18 protein-coding genes and 1 tRNA gene are annotated in these 16766 nt (G+C 70.7%); 11 read left to right on the top strand and 8 right to left on the bottom strand.

Going from position 1 to position 16766, the window contains the following annotated elements; genetic code table 11:
• The first annotated feature begins 19 nt into the window (after positions 1-19).
• From ACWJIO_RS05485 to ACWJIO_RS05470, 4 genes are read left to right on the top strand one after another with little or no spacing between them, the layout of a single operon-like run.
• Positions 20-2542, top strand: a complete 2523-nt coding sequence (locus ACWJIO_RS05485) for a GH116 family glycosyl hydrolase (protein WP_480311900.1) — start codon at positions 20-22, stop codon at positions 2540-2542.
• Positions 2539-3024, top strand: coding sequence for a DUF3122 domain-containing protein (locus ACWJIO_RS05480; protein WP_480311898.1), 486 nt, complete (start codon positions 2539-2541; stop codon positions 3022-3024). Before ACWJIO_RS05485 ends, ACWJIO_RS05480 begins: the two co-directional genes overlap by 4 nt.
• On the top strand, positions 3021-4118 hold the full coding sequence (gene ribD, locus ACWJIO_RS05475; protein WP_480311897.1) for a bifunctional diaminohydroxyphosphoribosylaminopyrimidine deaminase/5-amino-6-(5-phosphoribosylamino)uracil reductase RibD: 1098 nt from the start codon (positions 3021-3023) through the stop codon (positions 4116-4118). The genes ACWJIO_RS05480 and ribD overlap by 4 nt, the downstream gene beginning before the upstream one ends.
• Before the next feature lie 5 nt (positions 4119-4123).
• Positions 4124-5197 (top strand): mechanosensitive ion channel family protein, encoded by a 1074-nt coding sequence (locus tag ACWJIO_RS05470; protein ID WP_480311895.1) that lies wholly within the window; start codon positions 4124-4126, stop codon positions 5195-5197.
• Here ACWJIO_RS05470 and ACWJIO_RS05465 read toward each other — a convergent pair.
• From ACWJIO_RS05465 to ACWJIO_RS05455, 3 genes are all read right to left on the bottom strand, one after another.
• Positions 5163-5657 carry a DUF427 domain-containing protein gene (locus tag ACWJIO_RS05465; RefSeq protein ID WP_480311979.1) on the bottom strand — a complete coding sequence of 165 codons (495 nt, stop codon included), beginning with the start codon at positions 5655-5657 and terminating at the stop codon, positions 5163-5165. The genes ACWJIO_RS05470 and ACWJIO_RS05465 overlap by 35 nt on opposite strands.
• A 131-nt stretch (positions 5658-5788) precedes the next feature.
• Positions 5789-6034 carry a Nif11-like leader peptide family RiPP precursor gene (locus ACWJIO_RS05460; protein WP_480311893.1) on the bottom strand — a complete coding sequence of 82 codons (246 nt, stop codon included), beginning with the start codon at positions 6032-6034 and terminating at the stop codon, positions 5789-5791.
• On the bottom strand, positions 6031-6687 hold the full coding sequence (locus tag ACWJIO_RS05455) for an SOS response-associated peptidase (protein WP_480311892.1): 657 nt from the start codon (positions 6685-6687) through the stop codon (positions 6031-6033). Before ACWJIO_RS05455 ends, ACWJIO_RS05460 begins: the two co-directional genes overlap by 4 nt.
• A gap of 95 nt (positions 6688-6782) precedes the next feature.
• On the opposite strand from ACWJIO_RS05455, the gene ftsH reads away from it, so the two are divergent.
• The 4 genes from ftsH (at position 6783) to ACWJIO_RS05435 (ending at position 10572) form a co-directional block, all read left to right on the top strand.
• Positions 6783-8663 (top strand): ATP-dependent zinc metalloprotease FtsH, encoded by a 1881-nt coding sequence (gene ftsH, locus ACWJIO_RS05450; protein WP_480311890.1) that lies wholly within the window; start codon positions 6783-6785, stop codon positions 8661-8663.
• Between the two features lie 62 nt (positions 8664-8725).
• Complete coding sequence (gene argF, locus ACWJIO_RS05445) at positions 8726-9706, top strand: ornithine carbamoyltransferase (protein ID WP_480311889.1); 981 nt, start codon at positions 8726-8728, stop codon at positions 9704-9706.
• 81 nt (positions 9707-9787) lie between these two features.
• Positions 9788-10405 carry a transcriptional repressor LexA gene (lexA, locus tag ACWJIO_RS05440; protein ID WP_480311888.1) on the top strand — a complete coding sequence of 206 codons (618 nt, stop codon included), beginning with the start codon at positions 9788-9790 and terminating at the stop codon, positions 10403-10405.
• Between the two features lie 94 nt (positions 10406-10499).
• A tRNA-Ala gene (locus ACWJIO_RS05435) sits at positions 10500-10572 on the top strand.
• A 112-nt stretch (positions 10573-10684) separates the two neighbouring features.
• Here the strand turns inward: ACWJIO_RS05435 and ACWJIO_RS05430 are convergent.
• Positions 10685-11200 carry a zinc metalloprotease gene (locus ACWJIO_RS05430; RefSeq protein WP_480311886.1) on the bottom strand — a complete coding sequence of 172 codons (516 nt, stop codon included), beginning with the start codon at positions 11198-11200 and terminating at the stop codon, positions 10685-10687.
• A gap of 104 nt (positions 11201-11304) precedes the next feature.
• On the opposite strand from ACWJIO_RS05430, the gene ACWJIO_RS05425 reads away from it, so the two are divergent.
• Positions 11305-11697 (top strand): cyclic nucleotide-binding domain-containing protein, encoded by a 393-nt coding sequence (locus tag ACWJIO_RS05425; RefSeq protein ID WP_480311884.1) that lies wholly within the window; start codon positions 11305-11307, stop codon positions 11695-11697.
• Here ACWJIO_RS05425 and ACWJIO_RS05420 read toward each other — a convergent pair.
• Positions 11675-12100: a DUF1499 domain-containing protein gene (locus tag ACWJIO_RS05420; RefSeq protein WP_480311882.1), complete on the bottom strand. Its 426-nt coding sequence runs from the start codon at positions 12098-12100 to the stop codon at positions 11675-11677. The genes ACWJIO_RS05425 and ACWJIO_RS05420 overlap by 23 nt on opposite strands.
• A 2-nt stretch (positions 12101-12102) precedes the next feature.
• Positions 12103-12930: a peroxiredoxin-like family protein gene (locus ACWJIO_RS05415; protein ID WP_480311880.1), complete on the bottom strand. Its 828-nt coding sequence runs from the start codon at positions 12928-12930 to the stop codon at positions 12103-12105.
• 37 nt (positions 12931-12967) lie between these two features.
• Here ACWJIO_RS05415 and pdxH point away from each other — a divergent pair, with 37 nt between their 5' ends.
• A complete protein-coding gene (gene pdxH / locus ACWJIO_RS05410) occupies positions 12968-13648 on the top strand; it encodes a pyridoxamine 5'-phosphate oxidase (protein WP_480311977.1) in 681 nt (226 codons plus the stop codon).
• 4 nt (positions 13649-13652) lie between these two features.
• Here pdxH and ACWJIO_RS05405 read toward each other — a convergent pair whose 3' ends face one another.
• Complete coding sequence (locus ACWJIO_RS05405) at positions 13653-14276, bottom strand: methyltransferase domain-containing protein (RefSeq protein ID WP_480311878.1); 624 nt, start codon at positions 14274-14276, stop codon at positions 13653-13655.
• A 168-nt stretch (positions 14277-14444) separates the two neighbouring features.
• Between ACWJIO_RS05405 and ACWJIO_RS05400 the strand changes: the two genes are divergently transcribed.
• Entirely contained in the window at positions 14445-15017 is a 573-nt protein-coding gene (locus ACWJIO_RS05400; protein WP_480311877.1) for a redoxin family protein, read from the top strand.
• Between the two features lie 199 nt (positions 15018-15216).
• On the opposite strand, the gene ACWJIO_RS05395 is transcribed toward ACWJIO_RS05400, so the two are convergent.
• On the bottom strand, positions 15217-16761 hold the full coding sequence (locus ACWJIO_RS05395) for an apolipoprotein N-acyltransferase (RefSeq protein ID WP_480311876.1): 1545 nt from the start codon (positions 16759-16761) through the stop codon (positions 15217-15219).
• Positions 16762-16766: the final 5 nt, after the last annotated feature.

The raw sequence follows: 16766 nt of genomic DNA, 5'->3' as shown, positions 1-16766 counted from the left end.
CGCCACTTCCCCCCGCTCCATGGCGCGCCTCGGACTCTCCACCCTCAAGACCCTGCTGCAGGGCCGGGGATCCGGGGCGCCGGCCAACCCACCGCCGGCCAGCTGGTCGCGGCCCTTCGGCCTGGGCTGGGAGCAGCCCTACACGGTGCGCTACGCCAGCAACCTCGATGACGGCCCCAACCACGGCATGCCCCTCGGGGGCTTCGGCGCCGGCTGTCTCGGCCGCGCCCCCGATGGCAGCTTCAACCTCTGGAACCTCGATGGCGGTGAGCACTGGTTCGGCTGCCTGCCCGACTGCCAGTTCGCCCTCTATGAGAGCGATGGCGACAGCAGCCGCGCCCACGCCCTGGCCGTGGCCCCCGGGGCCGATGCCTCCCGCCCGGAGGCCGGAGCGCCCCTGACGGCCTGGAGCTGGTATCCGGCCAGCTCCAGCGAGCGCAGCACCGGCACCTACGCCGCCCGCTATCCGCTCAGCTGGACGAGCTACACGGGGGTGTTCGCCGCCCAGGTGGGCTGCGAGGCCTTCAGTCCGATCCTGCCGGGCGACTACCAGCGCAGCAGCTACCCGGTGGCGGTGTTCCGCTGGAGCCTCAGCAACCCCAGCCGCCGCCCCCTCGATCTCTCGTTGCTGCTGAGCTGGCGCAACACCACCGGCTGGTTCACCAACACCGACCCCACAGCAGCCGTCAAGTTCCGCGACGACGGCAGCCCCGAGCACAACTACCTGCCGGCCATCGGCCGCAGCGAGGGTCAGCGCAACCGCTGGATCGACGACGGGGCGCTCAAGGGCGTGCTGCTGGAGGGCCAGGTCGCCGAGCCGATCGCCGAGGGGCAGGGCCAGTGGTGCATCGCCACCGATGCCGGCCTGGAGCAGCTCCACCCAGGGCTGCGCATCCAGCGCTGCAGCCGCTGGAACCCCGCCGGTGACGGCGCTGAGCTGTGGGAGCCCTTTGAGCGCGATGGCTCGATTCCCGACAGCAACAACGACCGCCACAGCGGGGCGAACGACCCCGCCAGCGCCGCCCTGGCCGTGCAGCTGCGGCTCGAACCGGGCGAAACGATCGAGATCCCTGTGGTGATCAGCTGGGACCTGCCCGTGACGGCCTTCGCCACCGGCAGCTCGGCCCTGCGGCGCTACACCGACCACTTCGGTGCCAGCGGCGCCAACGCCGCGGCCATCGCCGCCGAGGCCCTGCGCGACTGGGGTGGCTGGCTGGAGCAGATCGAGGCCTGGCAGCGGCCGGTGCTGGAGCGCACCGACCTACCGGAGCCGCTGCGCATGGCCCTGTTCAACGAGCTCTACGACCTGGCCTCCGGCGGCAGCCTCTGGAGCGCCGCCAGCCCCGAGGATCCCGTGGGCCGCTTCGGGGTGCTGGAGTGCCTCGACTACGCCTGGTACGAGAGCCTCGATGTGCGGCTCTACGGCTCCTTCGCCCTGCTGCAGCTGTGGCCGGAGCTCGACAAGAGCGTGCTGCGCAGCTTCGCCCGGGCCATCCCGGCGGCCGATGCCACGGCCCGGCCGATCGGCTGGTATTTCACCCAGGGCAAGGGCCGGGTGGAGGCCCCCCGCAAGCTGGCCGGCGCCACCCCCCACGACCTGGGCGCCCCCAACGAGCGCCCCTGGGACGCCACCAACTACACCGCCTACCAGGACTGCAACCTCTGGAAAGACCTGGCCAGCGACTTCGTGCTGCAGGTGTGGCGCACTTTCCGCCTCGCCCCCGGCGGCGAAGACCTGCGCTTCCTGGCCGACTGCTGGCCGGCGGCGGTGCAGGCCCTGCAATACCTCAAGAGCTTCGATGCCAACGACGACGGCCTGCCCGACAACGGCGGCGCGCCTGACCAGACCTTTGACGACTGGCCGCTCAAAGGGGTGAGCGCCTACTGCGGCGCCCTCTGGATCGCCGCCCTGGAGGCGGCCCTGGCCATGGGGCAGCGGCTGCAGCTGGAGCTGGGGCTCGACACCTCGAGCCAGCAGCGGCAGTTCAGCAGCTGGCTGGAGCAGTCGCGCGCCAATTTCGATCGGCTGCTCTGGAATGGCGAGTACTACAACATCGATGCCGAGAGCGGCACGCCGGTGGTGATGGCCGACCAGCTCTGCGGCGACTTCTATGCCCGCCTGCTGGGTCTGCCTCCGGTGGTGGCTGACGAGCGGGCCCGCAGTGCCCTGCAGGCGGTGAAGGAGGCCTGCTTCGAGGGCTTCGCCGGCGGCAGGCTGGGCGTGGCCAACGGCCTGCGCCGCGACGGCACCCCCCTCGATCCCAACGGCACCCACCCCCTGGAGGTGTGGACCGGCATCAACTTCGGCCTGGCCGCCTACTACCGGCTGATGGGCGAGCAGGCCACGGCGCTGGCGATCACCGGCGCCGTGGTGGAGCAGGTGTACAGCGGCGGCCTCCAGTTCCGCACGCCCGAGGCGATCACCGGGGTCAACACCTTCCGGGCCTGCCACTACCTGCGGGCGATGGCGATCTGGGCCCTGTGGGCCACCCACACCAACTGGCAGCCGATCCCCGGTGCCGAGCGGGAGGCGCTGGCATGAGCGGCGTCCTCGGCCTCGTGCTCGCCCTGCTGCTGGGCCTGGCTGGCGGCGCGCCGGCCCTGGCCCAGGTGCACGCCCACCCGGATGAGAACGGCGTGCCGGTGGTGCGCAGCCTCGAGAGCCTGCGGGACCTCGACTACCAGAGCTGGCAGCTGGTGGCCTACCGCCAGGGCCGCCCCGGCGGTCCGCTGCGGCTGCGGGTGGTGGGCTACCCCGGCAGGGTGCGCCTGAATCACCCCACGCCCTTGCTGGTGCGCAGCGGCCGCAACAGCTGGGAGCTCGGCGACATCACCCTGGACAACCCCCAGCTGGCGGCCGATGGCCGCGATGCCGCCGCCGAGTTCGACCTCGCTCCGCTGCTGGCCGACCTGCAGCAGGATCGGCCCCTGCGGCTGCAGTTGCCTGGGGTCTTCGTGGAGTTGCCGGTGCCGCCCTTCGTGGTGGCGGAATGGCGCAGCCTGCCCAGCGCCCCCCTGGGATGACGGCCCGGCAGCGGGCCTGGCGCCCCTGGATGCAGCGGGCCCTGCAGCTGGCGGCGCTGGGCGCCGGCCGTACCAGCCCCAACCCGATGGTGGGCTGTGTGGTGCTCGATGCCGAGGGTCGGCTGGCGGGGGAGGGGTTCCATGCGCGGGCCGGCGGACCCCATGCCGAGGTGGGCGCCCTGGCCCAGGCGGGGGAAAGAGCCCGGGGGGGCACCGCTGTGGTGAGCCTGGAGCCCTGCTGTCACCACGGCCGCACCCCTCCCTGCAGCGATTCGCTGCTGGCGGCGGGGCTGGCCCGGGTGGTGGTGGCGATGGCCGATCCGAACCCACAGGTGGCCGGAGGCGGCCTGGAGCAGCTGCGCCAGGCGGGGCTGGAGGTGATCGAGGGCGTCTGCGAGGCCGAGGCCCGCGCATTGAACCGGGCCTTTCTGCACCGGCTCAGCCACGGGCGTCCCCTCGGGATCCTCAAGTGGGCCATGGGGGTGGACGGCCGTACCGCCCTGGCCAATGGGGCCAGCCAGTGGATCACAGGGCCTGAGGCCCGCGGCTGGGTGCATGGGCTGCGGGCCGGCTGTGACGCCGTGATCGTGGGCGGCGGCACCGTGCGGGCCGACGATCCCCTGCTCACCTCCCGCGGGCGGCGCCGGCCGGAGCCGCTGCGGGTGGTGATCAGCCGCAGCCTCGATCTGCCAAGGCAGGCCAGGCTATGGGACACCAGCGCAGCCCCCACCCTGGTGGCCCACGGCTACGGCGCCCCGGCCCGCAGACGCTTCCAGCTCGACCGGCTCGGCATCGAGCGGCTGGTGCTGGAGCACTGCGAGCCCCAGGCCCTGCTGGAGCACCTGGCGCGGCGCGGCTGCAACCAGGTGCTGTGGGAATGCGGCGCCGAGCTGGCCACCGCCGCCCTGCATCAGCACTGCGTGCAGGAGCTGGCGGCGCTGATCGCACCCAAAGTGATGGGCGGCACCCCGGCCCGCACACCCCTGGGTGATCTGGGGTTCACTGACATGGAGCAAGTGCCCAGCTGGCAGACCAGCGCCCCCCGCGGCCTGGGGCCCGATCTGCTGTGGCGCCTGCAGAGTCCGAGCCATTGATCGCCATGTCCCCGTCCACTGCTGCCGCCGCGGCCCTGCCCTTCAACCTGCAGCTGCCGCTGGCGGGGCTGCTGCTGGCCGCGGCGCTGGGGCTGGTGCTCGACCAGCTGGCCCGCCGCTTCCGCAGTGACTCCCTCTGGCGCGCCCTGCTGCTGCTGAGCAAGCTCAGCCTCTGCCTCACCCTGGCCCTCGGCACCGCGCTCTGGTGGGCCGCCGGCCTGGCCGCTCCGGATCTGCTGGCCCAGGCCCGGGGCGGCGCCGCCCTGCGGGATGGCCTGATCGCGGTGGGGGTGTTCTGGACCCTGCTGCGCTGGAAGGCTGAACTCAGCAGCAAGGCGGAGCGCTACGCCGCCCAGCTGCTGCCACAGCTGGATGGCAAAGACCGGATCTTCCTGTTCGACGTGCTCACCAAGCTGCTGGGCGTGCTGATCTGGGTGCTGATCACCTTCCAGGTGCTGCAGGTGCTGGGGGTGTCGCCGTCGGTGCTGATCACGGCCGGGGGCTTCGGGGCCGCGGCCCTGGGCTTCGGGGCCCGCACGATCGTGGAGAACGCCCTCAGCGGCCTGAGCATCTACATCAACAGACCCTTCACGATCGGCGAAACGATCAGCCTGCCCCAACTCTCGCTGCTGGGCACGGTGGAGAACGTGAGCTGGTTCTACACCCGCCTGCGCGACCCCGACCGCCAGCGCATCTATGTGCCCAACGGTGTATTCACCACCCAGCCGGTGCAGAACGTGGCTGAGATCGACAACCGGCGGCTGGTGATTCCCTTCGGCCTCACCTACGAGGACCGCCACCTGATTCCGGCCATCTCCGAAGCCCTCAGGCAGAGGGTGCTCGAAGTGGAAGGTGTGGATCCCGCCAAGGATCACCTGGTGCACTTCATCGGCTACGGCGACTCCAGCCTGGACCTGCGCCTCACCTGCTTCGCCCGCAGCGGCGACATCAAGGTGGCCTGGGCGGTGCAGCACCAGGTGCTGCTGCTGATCGGTGCGGTGGTGGCCGAGCACGGCGCCGGCATGCCCTTCCCCACCCGCACCCTCATCTCAGCTGGGGGTGGGCCGGATCTCCCTTGAAGGGACCCTCCAGCCAGGGCAGGATCCAGCCACCGTAGAAGCCGCCGGGCTGGGGCTGCACCGGCTCGCCATCCACCCAGCAGCCGTCCATCAGGGCCGGATAGAGGGAAAACCAGCCCGCCAGGGCGCTGAACCGTCCGGTGGGCTGGGGATAGCTCCAGAGCGCTCGGGGCAAGCGGCGCTCCCGGGGTCCGCCCTCATCCAGCAGCAGATCCCAGTAGCTGGCCAGCCCCTTCCACTCGCAGAAGGAGCGGCCTGAGCCGGGCCGCAGCCATTCGCTGCGCAGGGCCTGGGGCGGCAGGTAGATCGTGGGCGGGTGGAAGGTTTCGAGCACCCAGAGGGAGTGGTCGCTGCTGGCCAGCTCCTCACCCAGGGCCCGCACCTGCACGGGCAGGCTGCAGGCCGCCAGGGCCGGTGGGCGCGGGTAGCGGGCTACCCGATCGGGCCGGCGACTGCTGATCGGCTGGTCCCACGCACCAGGTTCAGGGCCGCCAGCGTCGTGGGTTGGAGAGAGGGGGGTCACAGGCGTTCTGTCGGGAGCCGGGAGGCCCAGGCTGAGGAGTTCAGAACCAGGCATTCAGAACCAGGGGTTCAGGCCTGGATGAAGTGACGCAGCTTGCGGGCCTCGATGCCGGCCCGGTGCTGCAGTTCGGCGTCACTGAGCTGGGCGTCCTGCCGCTCCTGGGCGGCGAGCACATCGGCCTCCTCCACCGCATAGCCGCAGGAGCGGGCCAGCTCCAGGAACTCCACCAGCTCCAGGGGCTGGTTCAGACGGGCGACCAGCGGCTCCTGGCTGCGGGCGTCGGCCAGAAAGGCATCCAGTTGCTCCAGGCTCACCAGGGCAGCTCCAACTGGTCCTGGTCTAGCGGTGCGGGCTGCGGCGGTGGCTTCGAGAGGGGCTCCAGTTGCCAGCCGTCGCCATCCCAAGGCTCCAGCAGAGGCTCCAGGGCCCGCAGCGCAGGGCCGTCGCAGGGGGCCAGCCAAGGCTCCTCCAGGCCGTCCGGCACCACCACGGGCATGCGGTGGTGCACAGGAGCGATCAGGGCATTGGGCGTGGTGGTGAGCACGCAGCAGGTATCCAGCTCGCTGCCGTCGGCGCCGATCCAGCGCTCCCACAGCCCCCCCAGCCAGAAGGGCGCCCCGTCGGCGCGGCGCACCTGATGGCCCTTCTCCTGGAAGGCATCGGCGGGGATCAGGCAGCGGTGATGGCGCCAGGGCCCGCGGAAGCTGGCCTTCTCGGCCACGGTTTCAGCGCGGGCGTTGATCGGCCGCCGGCTGCCGGCGGGGTCCTTCACCCAGCTGGGCAGCAGGCCCCAGAGGGCCAGGGCCGCCCCCAGCTGGCCATGCTCCTGCCGCAGCAGCAGCAGCGGTTCCCCCGGGCGGATCTGGGGCCGGGGGGCGTAGTGCTGCCGCAACCCCGGTGGCAGGGGGCCCTTGAGCCTGGGCAGCAGGCGGTCGAGCTCGCTGGTGAGGGAATAGCGGCCGCACATGGCAGGGACGGTGAAGGATCGGTTCTCCCAACCCCGGGTCGGTTCGGGCTCTCACCCACCAGGCCTAGCTTGGGCGCACCTTTGGCTGCCGCACCATGCCGATCCGCCAGGATGACAAGGGGCCCTCGCGGCGCTTCGGCCTGATCAATCTGATTCTGATCGGCTTCGGCGTTCTGCTGCTGTTCAGCAACTTCCTGCCCAATGGCTCCTCCCAGGTGCCCCGGGTGCCCTACTCCCTGTTCATCGATCAGGTGAACGATGACGGCGTCAAGCGCGCCTTCATCACCCAGGAGCAGATCCGCTACGAACTCAAGGAGGCCCCTGCCGAGGGAGCCCCCACGGTGCTGGCCACCACGCCGATCTTCGACATGGACCTGCCCCAGCGGCTGGAGCAGCACGGCGTGGAGTTCGCCGCCGCGCCGCCCCAGAAGCCCAACTTCTTCACCACCCTGCTGAGTTGGGTGGTGCCGCCGCTGATCTTCATTCTGGTGCTGCAGTTCTTCGCCCGCCGCAGCGGCATGGGCGGTGCCCAGGGGGCCCTGAGTTTCACCAAGAGCAAGGCCAAGGTGTACGTGCCCGATGAGGAATCCCGCGTCACCTTCGCCGATGTGGCCGGGGTGGATGAAGCCAAGACCGAACTCACTGAGATCGTCGACTTCCTCAAGACCCCCGAGCGCTACGCCGCCATCGGCGCCCGCATCCCCAAGGGCGTGCTGCTGGTGGGCCCTCCCGGCACCGGCAAAACGCTGCTCTCGAAGGCCGTGGCCGGTGAGGCCAGCGTGCCCTTCTTCATCATCTCCGGCTCGGAGTTTGTGGAGCTGTTCGTGGGCGCCGGCGCGGCCCGGGTGCGTGACCTGTTCGAAGAGGCCAAGAAGAAGGCGCCGTGCATCATCTTCATCGACGAACTCGACGCCATCGGCAAGAGCCGTTCGGGCTCGATGGGCGTGGTGGGCGGCAATGACGAGCGCGAGCAGACCCTCAACCAGCTGCTCACCGAGATGGATGGCTTCACGGGCCAGGACAAGCCCGTGATCGTGCTGGCGGCCACCAACCAGCCCGAAACCCTCGACGCCGCCCTGCTGCGGCCTGGCCGTTTCGATCGCCAGGTGCTGGTGGATCGCCCCGACCTCTCCGGCCGCAAGATGATCCTGGAGATCTACGCCAAGAAGGTGAAGCTGGCCGAGGGCGTGGACCTCGACCGCATTGCCCAGGCCACCAGCGGCTTCGCCGGAGCGGATCTGGCCAACCTGGTGAACGAGGCCGCCCTGCTGGCCGCCCGGGTGAAGCGCACCAGCGTGGAGCAGGGCGACCTCAACGAGGCGATCGAGCGCGTGGTGGCCGGCCTTGAGAAGAAGAGCCGCGTGCTGCAGCCCGATGAGAAGAAGGTGGTGGCCTACCACGAGGTGGGCCACGCAATCGTGGGTCACCTGATGCCCGGTGGCGCCAAGGTGGCCAAGATCTCGATCGTGCCCCGCGGCATGAGCGCCCTCGGCTACACCCTGCAGCTGCCCACCGAGGAGCGCTTCCTCAACTCCAAGGAAGACCTCGAGGGTCAGATCGCCACCCTGCTGGGCGGCCGCAGCGCCGAGGAGATCGTGTTCGGCGAGGTCACCACCGGTGCCGCCAACGACCTGCAGCGCGCCACCGACATCGCCGAGCAGATGGTGGGCACCTACGGTATGAGCGACACCCTCGGCCCCCTGGCCTACGACAAGCAGGGCGGCAGCCGCTTCCTCGGCGGCGGCAATAACCCCCGCCGGGTGGTGAGTGATGCCACGGCCCAGGCGATCGACAAGGAAGTGCGCAGCCTGGTGGACCGGGCCCATGACCGGGCTCAGGCGATCCTGCGCCACAACCGCTCCCTGCTGGAGAGCATCTCCCAGGAGATCCTCGAGAAGGAGGTGATCGAGGGGGACAACCTGCGCGATCTGCTCTCTGAGAGCGTCATGCCGGAAGACGCCAAGGCCCTGGCCTGAAGCTGGCCCCCCTTGACTGGGGGGCTGCCCATCTCCGATAAGGGTTCTTTGAGCGGGGTCCGATGGCCAGTCAGCCCACCTCTGCCGGCGCCAGCCTCGCCGCCCTGCAGGCCCTGCGGGGCCTCGACCTGCTCTCCTCAGCCGACTTCAGCGCCGAGCAGACCGCCGCCCTGCTCGACCTGGCCGCGGCCCTCAAGCGCGGCACCCGCAGCATCGACCTGCGCGACAAGGTTCTGGGCCTGATCTTCACCAAGGCCTCCACCCGCACCCGCACCAGCTTCAACGTGGCGATGGCCCGGCTGGGCGGCCAGACCATCGACCTGCAGCCGGGCATCACCCAGGTGGGCCGCGGCGAGCCGGTGGCCGACACCGCCCGGGTGCTGAGCCGCTACGTGGACGTGCTGGCCGTTCGCACCTACGCCCAGGAGGAGCTGGCCGAGTACGCCCGCTGGGCCTCGGTGCCGGTGGTGAACGCCCTTACCGACCTGGAGCATCCCTGCCAGGCCCTGGCCGACTACCTCACTCTCCAGGAGGCCTTCGGCGGCCAGGCCAGCGACCTGGCGGGCCTGACCCTCAGCTACGTGGGCGATGGCAACAACGTGGCCCACTCCCTGATGCTCTGCGGCGCCCTGCTGGGCGTGAACGTGCGCATCGGCTGCCCGGTGGACTACAGCCCCGATGCCGCCGTGCTGGAGCGCTCCCAGGCTCTGGCGGCTGAGCGCCGCTGCGTGGTGGAGGTGCACCACGAGCCGGTGGCGGCAGTGCGGGGCGCCCACGCCCTCTACACCGACGTGTGGGCCTCCATGGGGCAGGAGGACGAGCAGGAGCGCCGCGACGCCGCCTTCGCCGGCTGGTGCCTCGACGAAGACCTGATCGCCGAGGCCGACAGCCGCGCCATCGTGCTGCACTGCCTGCCGGCCTACCGGGGCAAGGAGATCAGCGCCGGCGCCATGGAGGGAGCAGCCAGCCGCATCTTCGATCAGGCCGAGAACCGCCTGCACGCCCAGCAGGCCCTGCTGGCCGCCCTGCTGGGCGGCATCTGAGCGGCATCCGGGCCCCATCCGGGCGGCCCACTGGACAAACGGGCCAGACGGCGGTACATCTGTATCAGTGACAGCGCCGCGGTGCCCCGATCCCAGCCTGACGTGCTCACCCAGGCCCAGCAGGAGCTCTACGACTGGCTGGCCGACTACATCGGCGCCCATCGCCACAGCCCCTCCATCCGCCAGATGATGGAAGCGATGGGGCTGCGCTCGCCAGCGCCGATCCAGAGCCGTCTGCGGCATCTGCAGCAGAAGGGCTGGCTCACCTGGCAGGAGGGCCAGGCCCGCACCCTGGAGCTGCTGGGGGGCGGCAGCGGCGGCATCCCGGTGCTGGGCGCCGTGGCCGCCGGCGGGCTGGTGGAGCCCTATGACGACCTGCGGGAACGGCTCGACCTGGCCCCGGTGCTCGACACCCGCGGCCTGTTCGCCCTCACCGTGAACGGCGACTCGATGGTGGAGGCCCACATCGCCGATGGCGACGTGGTGCTGCTGGAGCCGGTGGTCGATCCCGCCCGCCTGCGCCAGGGCACGATCGTGAGCGCCCTCGTGAGCGGCAGCGGCACCACCCTCAAGCACTTCCACCGCAAGGGCGCCACCGTGACCCTTGAGGCCGCCAACCCGGCCTATGAGCCGATCGTGCTGCCAGCCGACCAGGTGACCGTGCAGGGCAAGCTGGTGGCCGTCTGGCGCCAGGTGTGAGGGCCCACCGCGTTGTAAGCTCCAGCAGCGCCAGGCGAGGTCATCAGGCCTAACGGGTGAGCGACCAGCGTTCATCCAGCCCAGCGTTCACAACGGGGCCATAGCTCAGCTGGTAGAGCACCTGCATGGCATGCAGGGGGTCAGCGGTTCGAATCCGCTTGGCTCCATTCTCGTTGTTCATCAACAGCCGATAGGCTGGTCATGGATTATTGCTGTGGCAACCGCAGCTGATCAGGTTGTTTCTGCGCAGGGCTGGCAGGCCAGCGCTGTCGGAGAAGCTCACCCTCCCCAGAGGAACTTCAGAGCGGCAACATCGGAGCTGGTGTAGTTGAAGTTGCGCCGTACGTTGTATGACATCACCGTGTCATTGGTGGTGTAGCGAGGATTGAAGCCGCTGCCGTAGGGGTGGTCAAGCCCGAGCACGTGGCCGATCTCGTGCTTGATGGTACGGCGTTCACTGCGGGTGAGCCGCCCCCCCCGGCGTCCTTCCCAGGCCACCTCAAACCAGCCGAGGCGGCGGGTGGCGAGGCCGATCGTGTTGCCGCCCAGGTCCTTCACGGCGCTGATGTCCAGATCCGAGGCGCGGCGGCCTGTGTAGGCGAAGCGCAGGCCTGTGACGCGATCCAGCTGCCGGAAGGTGTTGCGGATGAACCGCTCTTCATGGCGCGACACCGACAGGGCACCGAAGGCCCCGTTGCGGTTGATCCAGACGTTCACCACACCATCCCCGCCTGAGAAGCGATCCAGGGAACTGGCCCAGGACGGATCGATGATGCCTGCGATAGCGATGCCCATGATGGCCTCGGTCTACCCCAACAATGCTCTCTTAACCGCACCTTGGCCAGCGGGGGCTATCCATGGAGCTGTCCTCCCCCGAGGACCCTGTCGCTGCGCCCCCCATGTCCCTCAGCTCCACGAACGCCCTCAGCACCATCGAGGCCCTGGCCCAGAAGCGCAGCGTTCTCTCCATCGCGGCCGGGGAAGTGATTTTCCGCAGCAACGACCCCGGTGATTGCCTCTATGGCCTGCTGGAAGGCACGGTGGAGCTCGACTGGGATGCGGGCAGCCTGGTGGAGACCATCGGCCCGGGCGAGACCTTCGGCATCGGCGCCTTCCTCGATCCCTCCCACCGCCGCTTCGGCAACGCCACGGCCAAGACCGCCTGCAAGCTGCTGGTGATGAACCAGCAGGAGTTCCTGTTCGCCGTGCAGGAGATGCCGATGTTCGCCCTGGAGATGCTGCAGTCCCTGGGGGGCCGTCTGCGCGACCTCAAGCGCCGGGCTCGGGTGTGAGGCTGGCCCGCAGCAGCGCCAGCCGCTTGGCGTTCACGCCCAGGTCGGAATCCCCGAGCCTCGACACCGAGCGGGCCTGCAGTACGCCCCCGGTGGGGTCGGCGTAGAGCTCCACATCATCCACAAAGCCGAACAGCGCACTGCTGGCCGTGGCGTGCACGTAGCCGCCCTGCTGCTCGATCAGTTCAACCCGGGGTTGCTCCAGCAGCACAGGCAACACCAGCTGCAGCGCCGCTTCGGGGTCGGCCACCTGCCAGCTCTCCCTGGCGCAGTGGGCGGGCGATGGGCAGGCCGCCAGGGCCCCCTGCTCCAGGCCCAGGTCGGTCGGCACCGGACCCACCAGGTGAAACAGGCCCAGGGTCAGGGCCAGCAGGCTCTGGATCAGGAAGGAAGGCAGCAGCATGGTCACGGTGATTCCAGGCGAGGGGAGGGGCTCAGCGTTGGGGTGGGTGGCGACACCGGCGGCTCCAGGAACGGATCCAGGAAGCTCAGCGGTCTCGCCATGGTGGCCGAATAGCCCAGCAGGCCGGGATCGCGGTGGCTGTAGAGGAGGGTGTCGTCGGTCTCCAGCAGGAAGGTGCCGCCGCGCTGGGTGAGGTGGCGGTCGTGGGGCACGTAGGTGCGCCAGCGGCCGAGCACTTCCGCCATGTTGCCCAGCCGCAGCAGGGCCAGCTCGAAGGGCCGCAGGAACCCCTCCCCGCCGGCCAGGGCCAGCAGCGAGCCGCGGATCGGCGGCAGGGGCGGCACCAGCACGGTGTCTTCGGCGGCGAGGCGCTGGGCGGCGCTGCGATCGCCGCTGTAGCCGCGCAGCACCTCCGCCAGGGTGCCGGGCGAAGCGATCCCTGCGCACATCAACAGCAGCGATGGCCAGGGTCCGCCTGGAGCCTGCAGGCCGGGAGAGAGCCCCAGGGCCTGGTGCAGCCCGGGCTCGGGCTCCACCTGCAGCCGGTCTGCGGGAAATCCCGTGAAGGCGCAGAAGCGCTCCGCCCCGGCCGCCTCGCCGAGACCGATCGCCAGCAGGGCGATGCCGGCGGCCTTGAGCCGGGGCAGCACGGGCACGAGTTGCTGGGCGTATTCGAGGCTGTCGAAATCCCCCAGCTGGGGCAGGATCAGCACCAGCCTCCGCTGCCCCCGCCCCATCCCGCTCACCCCTGCCAGCCTCTGCAGCAGGGGCTCTGGGGCAGGCGGTCTGCCGGCAGCCCCTGCAGCCTCCACCTTTCCTTCCGCTTCCATGGCCGGCGATGACAGCACCCGTGGCCCAGACCCTGGCATGGGCGGCGGGGCACTCGCGGATCTGCGCCAGGAGTATCGCCGCGGCGGCCTGCGGCGCTCGGAGCTGGCCGCGGATCCGGTGGAGCAGTTCCGGCTCTGGTTCTCCCAGGCCCAGGCGGCCGCCGTGCCGGAGCCCAACGCCATGGTGCTCTGCAGCAGTGATGGCCAGCGGCTGAGCTCCCGCACGGTGCTGCTCAAGGCCTTCGACCAGCGCGGCTTCGTGTTCTTCACCAACTACGAGAGCCGCAAGGCGCGCCAGATCGCCCAGCAGCCGGCGGTGTCGCTGTTGTTCCCCTGGTATGTGCTCGAGCGTCAGGTGGCGATCGAAGGACAGGCCGAGCGGATCTCCGCTGCCGAGTCGCTGGCCTACTTCCGTTCACGGCCCTGGGGAAGTCGCCTGGGGGCGTGGGTGTCGCAGCAGAGCCAGGTGATCAGCTCCCGCCAGATCCTGGAGATGCAGTGGGAGCACATGCGGCAGCGCTTCGCCGCCGGGGAGATCCCGAGGCCGCCCAGCTGGGGAGGCTTTCGCGTGGTTCCGGCCACGATCGAGTTCTGGCAGGGCCGCGAGAACCGCCTGCACGACCGCTTCCTCTACAGCCGTGAGAGCGCCCGTTCCGCCGCCGAGGGCAGCACCCCGAAGAGCGCGCCGCCCTGGCGCCTGGAACGGCTGGCCCCCTGAGATCTCAGTGGCTCCACAGCCCCAGCCACTCCTGCTGGCGCTGGGGCACCGAGCCCTCGGCCGGTTGCCAGAGCTGCTGCACCAGGCCAGCCCCGGCAAAGAGCGCGGCAATGGCTTCCGGATCGCTGCCCCAGGGCGGGCCGCCGGGGCGCCCATGGCACCAGAACAGTCCCAGCAGCCAGCCCCCGGGCCGCAGCAACCGGGCGATGGTGTGGGCGTAACTGGGGCGCTGGGCGGGGTCGATGGCGCAGAAGCAGGTGTGCTCCAGCACGCCATCGAGGCTGGCGGCAGCGAGCCCGGCCCGCTCCAGGGCTTGGGGATCGAGCAGATCGGCCTGCAGCCACTGCAGCCCGGGCCGATCGGGACCATGCCGCCGGCGGGCCTCCTCCAGGGCCAGGGCGCTGAGATCAAGGCCCACCGCGTTGAACCCGGCCCCGGCGAGCAGGGCCACCTCATGGCCGCGGCCGCAGCCCGGCACCAGCACCCGCCCAGGCGGCCGGGGAGCCAGCTGGTGGTGGAGCAGAAAGCGCTCCAGGGGAGGCGCCGGCTGGCCCAGTTCCCAGCCATCACGCCCCTCGCGGTAGCGCCGATCCCAGCGCTGGGCTTCGGCAGAGGAGGAGGGCGTCATCCGGAGCTGGCGCGGCTGGGGCCAGGCTGACAGCAGCAGCCGGGCAGGGGGTGGTGAACCCAGCAGTCCTGGCCTATTGCAAAGCGGAGTCACTATGAGTTAACTTCAGCAGCATCTGGCCCCGGCCAGCGCTTTGTCTGTCCCATCAGCCCTGTTTCCACGACCACCATGGCCATCCTCAACCGCGTTCCCAGCGTCACCTTCAAGACCCGCGTGCGCGATGCATCCGTGCCCGGCCCCAACCCCTTCCGCTGGCAGGACCTCTCCAGCGACGAGATCTTCGCCGGCAAGCGCGTGGTGCTCTTCTCCCTGCCCGGCGCCTTCACCCCCACCTGCTCCTCCAACCACCTGCCCCGCTACGAGGAGCTCTACGCCGAGTTCCAGGCCCAGGGCATCGACACGATCGTGTGCCTCTCGGTGAACGACGCCTTCGTGATGTTCCAGTGGGGCAAGCAGGTGGGCGCCCACAACGTGATGCTGCTGCCCGATGGCAACGGCGAATTCACCCGCAAGATGGGCATGCTCGTCGACAAGTCGAATCTGGGCTTCGGGCTGCGTTCCTGGCGCTACTCGATGCTCGTCAACGACGGCGTGATCGAGAAGGTGTTCGCCGAGCCCGAGTTCGGGGACAACTGCCCCATCGACCCCTTTGAGGTGTCCGATGCCGACACCATGCTGGCCTACCTCAAAGGCACCAGCTCTGCCGGGGTGAGCGAGGCGCGCCGCAGCTTCGAGGGCTGAGCCCGCCGGGGCGGGCTTGTAACGATTGCCTAGAGGGTGACGACCGCTACGGGCGCATCCTTAAGGTTTTCGTCAGAATCTCGCCATCAAGGTTCACCCCCCGCACCGCCCCTGGCGCTCCTGCTGATGACCAGCTCCGGATCCCTCCTCGCCCTCGCTGGGCTGCTCGGCTTCACTCTGGTGGAGGTGGCGCTCCAGTTCACGGGCTGAGCCGTGCCCTGCGCCCCTCCCAGCGGCGCAGACCCAGGCCCAGCAGCGCCAGCAGCAGCAGCGGCGTCTCCCGCCAGCGGCCGTAGGGGCTGAGCCGGGTGATCGGCACGGGTTCAAACAGAGCCGTCCCAGGCTCTCCTGGTGCCATCCGCCCCCGCACGGCACCGCGGGAGTCCACCAGTAGGCCAGGGCCCGTGTTGGCCGAGCTCACCAGCCAGCGGCCGGCTTCGATGGCCCGCAACTGGGCCAAGGCGGCGAACTGCTGCTGCAGCATCAAGGGATAGGGATCGAGATTGGCGCTGGCCAGCAACCAGGTGGCGCCCTCCCGGGTGGCGGCGCTCAGGGCCATGCCATCGGAGAGCTCGTAGCAGATCGCCACTCCCAGGGGGGCCAGGGGGCGCGCCAGCAGCCGCGATGGCGGCCCCGGCTCCACGCCACCCACGGCTGAGAGGCCGCTCCAGCGCAGCCAGCCAGCCAGGGGCACCCACTCCCCGAGCGGCACCAGGCGGTGCTTGTCCACTGCCGTGGCGGGCCGGCTGTCACCCACACCGAAGCGCAGCAGGGCACTGCGCTGTTCGGGACCGCCGGGCCCCTCCTGCCAGCGAAAGCCGCCGCTGAGCAGCTCCACCGGGGCCGGCTGGGGCAGCCGGGGCTCCAGCCCCAGCGCCCCTTCCGGCAGCAGCACCGCCACGGCCTGCCTCCGCTGGGCCTCCAGCAGGGCCGCCTGCAGCTGCTGCTCCAGCTGCCGCCGCGCTTCCCCGGTGTGTTTCTCGCGGGTGGGAATCGCGGGCTGCAGCACCAGCACCCGCTCGGCGGCCCCTTCGCCCGCGGGTTGCCACGCCAGCAGGGCGGCGCCGCTGCCGTGCAGGAGCACCACCACCAGCAGCCAGGCCCCCAGCCGGCGCCAGCGGAAGGCCGGCGCCAGGGCGGAGCCCCCGGGGGGCGTCGCCACCAGCCGCCAGAGGCCCCAGCCCAGCAGCACCTGAACCGCCGCCACCAGGCCACTGCCACCAAGCGCCGCCAGGCCGGCAAGCGGCAGATCGCCTGGCAGGGGAGCCGCCCCCAGCCCCAGCCAGAACAGCGGCCCCCGGGCCAGGGCCAGTTCAGCGGCGCCCCAGAGGCAGGCCAGCAGCAGGGCCGTGCTCCAGCGCTCAGGCCCCAGCAGGCCGGCCAGCCAGGTCCAGCCCGCCACCAGCAGCGCCCCCAGGGCCGCCAGCACCAACAGCAACAGCAGACAGAGGGGCAGGCTCAGGGGCAGGGGCACGCCGATCCAGTCGAGGGGGTGGAGGCCGAGCAGCCAGCGGTGGCTCACCAGCACCGCCAGAGCGCCCCACAGCCCTCCTGTGGCCAGGCGGCGGGTCCCCGAACCGCTGCTGCCATGCCAGAGCACGGCCAGGGCCAGCCAGAGCAGGGGGGGAAAGCCCAGCGGCGGCAGGGCGACGCCCGCCAGCAGGCCAGCGGCGGCGCCCCTGATCGAGGCGCCCCGTGCCCCGACCGTCAGAGCAATCCCGCGCAACCGTCCCTCGACCGCCATTGGCA

The sequence above is a fragment of the Paraciimarium castrense LEGE 11436 genome, assembly GCF_056633055.1.
Note: the sequence above shows the minus strand (reverse complement) of the source record. Positions and strands in the feature narration are given on the sequence as shown.